This is a genomic window from Chitinophaga sp. (assembly GCF_036569125.1).
Classification (GTDB): domain Bacteria; phylum Bacteroidota; class Bacteroidia; order Chitinophagales; family Chitinophagaceae; genus Chitinophaga.
Genome location: NZ_DATCRF010000688.1, coordinates 1 through 2316, shown reverse-complemented (window position 1 = coordinate 2316; position 2316 = coordinate 1). Strand labels below are relative to the sequence as shown.

Genomic DNA, 2316 nt, shown 5'->3' with positions numbered 1-2316 from the left:
CTGCAGCACTATGCTAAACGCAAATTAAAGATCCATGAGATCAATAAGGAGCTGGGTACCTTAACTACGGTGCTTGTTTACCGGAAAGACCTGCCACAATCAAGGGCCATGAAGGCTTTTATTGAAATGTATGTATAGTTGCCAGAAGCCTATGAACGGCAAATAGAGGAGGCTATAATGGATTTACCTAAAATACTATATCGGATCATGACGGCCTTTATACAATAAAACTGCCCGGAGCGCCCGCCCCGGGCAGCCATAATCACACCAGCGATGCACCGCCGTCAATCACCATATTCTGCCCCGTACCAAATTGCTGTTTCATCAGGTATAAAAAGGCCAGCGCAATTTCTTCCGCTTCACCCACCCGTTTTACCAGCAAAGCATCTCCCACATTTTTATACAATCCTTCCCGGTCGGCTTCCGGCAGGCTGTCCCAGAGATTGGTTCTTACCACACCGGGCACCACGCTGTTCACCCGTATAGGCGCCAGCTCAACGGCCAGCGCACGCGTTAAACCTTCCATGGCGCCGCAAATGCTGGAAGCTATAGTCCATCCTTTACCCGGACGTAAACCGGCAATACCACCGGTTAAACAAACAGAGCCACCGGGATTAATATGCGGCGCACCATATTTAACGGCCGCTAATGCACTCCAGTAGCGCAGTCCAAAGAACTGGCGTGCATTATCAATTACAGTTTCACTCAGATTGTTCAGGCTAATGTTTTCTGCTGCTGTATATACCAGGTGGTCAAAGGCGCCGGCCTTTTCAAAAAAATCTTTAATGTTGGCCTCTTTGCTCAGGTCTATGGCATACCCTTCACTGCCTGCAGGTAATTGTTGTATGGCCTGGTTCACCCGTTGCTGGTTGCTGGATACGATCACTACCTTTGCGCCTTCAGCTGCTGCGGCTTTGGCGGTAGCCAGTCCAAAACCGGAGCTGCCGCCCAATAAGATTACCCGTTTGCCTGCCAGTGCTGATCCTTGTTTGTTTTGATTTTCCATGATGCTTGTATTTTATACCACAAAGGTCTGCCGCTAAAAACTGCTTTCATTTACCAAATGGTAAAAAGCATAATGGGGATATTTTGACTAACGGCTGAAATTGCCTATTTTGATCAGCTAACCCGGTTATTAATCATTTCACGTCAAATATTCACGTTATGGAACGTCGTTCTTTCCTCAAAAACACCGGCCTGTTAACTGCAGGTATCGGTCTGGCCGGTACCGCTACCATGGCTGCTTTACAGCCACCTGTTATTAAAGCGAACAAGCTGCCTAAATGGAAAGGGTTTAACCTGCTGGATTTTTTCTCGCCCCAGCCCGCAGGTACCAACAAGCCTACCACCGAAGATCATTTCCGCTGGATGCGCGACTGGGGTTTTGATTTTGTGCGTATTCCCATTGCTTATCCCAGCTATTTAAACATTGACCGCAGCCGTAACATTACGCCGGAAGAAGTATATAAAATAGATGAGCAGGCAGTTGAAAAGATCGATCAGCTGGTTACCCTGGCCCATAAATATAATATGCACGTAAGCCTGAACCTGCACCGTGCGCCGGGATATTGCATTAATGCGGGTTTCCATGAGCCGTATAATTTATGGACAGACCAGGCAGCGCTGGACGCTTTTTGCTTTCACTGGAACCTGTGGGCTAAACGGTATAAAGGCATCTCCGGCAAAAGGATCAGCTTTGACCTGGTGAATGAGCCCAGCATGCGGGAAGATATGAATGATCAGCATTCACCCTCCAAAGCTGTTCCCGGTGATGTGTACCGTAAAGTGGCGCAGGCCGCGGCAGCCGCCATCCGCAAAGAAAATCCCGATCACCTGGTGATTGCCGATGGCAATAGTGTAGGCAATAATGTTATCCCCGAGATCATAGACCTGGACATTGCGCAAAGCTGCCGCGGGTATTTCCCGGGCACTATATCGCATTACAAAGCGCCCTGGGCCAGCAAAGATCCTGAACATGCGCCTGCACCACTGTGGCCGGGACAGGTAGGCGATAAATACCTGAGCCGCGATATGCTGGAAAACTACTACAAACCCTGGATAGAGCTGGCTGCCAAAGGTACCGGTGTGCACTGCGGGGAATGCGGCTGCTGGAACAAAACACCGCATGGGGTGTTCATGGCCTGGTTTGGCGATGTGCTGGATATTTTATCCACTCATCAAATTGGATTTGCTGTTTGGAATTTTATTGGCGATTTTGGAGTGCTGGATTCCAAACGTACCGATGTACAGTATGAAGATTGGTACGGTCACCAGCTGGACAAACAGTTCCTGGAGCTGCTACGGAAACATTGAGTT

Annotated in this window: 2 protein-coding genes; one reads left to right on the top strand and one right to left on the bottom strand. The window is 48.9% G+C overall.

Annotated elements, in window-relative coordinates; genetic code table 11:
• Nucleotides 1-262 precede the first annotated feature (262 nt).
• Nucleotides 263-1006: an SDR family oxidoreductase gene (locus VIM87_RS25590; RefSeq protein ID WP_331999739.1), complete on the bottom strand. Its 744-nt coding sequence runs from the start codon at nt 1004-1006 to the stop codon at nt 263-265.
• Nucleotides 1007-1164: 158 nt separating this feature from the next.
• On the opposite strand from VIM87_RS25590, the gene VIM87_RS25585 reads away from it, so the two are divergent.
• Complete coding sequence (locus VIM87_RS25585; RefSeq protein ID WP_331999738.1) at nt 1165-2313, top strand: glycoside hydrolase family 5 protein; 1149 nt, start codon at nt 1165-1167, stop codon at nt 2311-2313.
• Nucleotides 2314-2316: the final 3 nt, after the last annotated feature.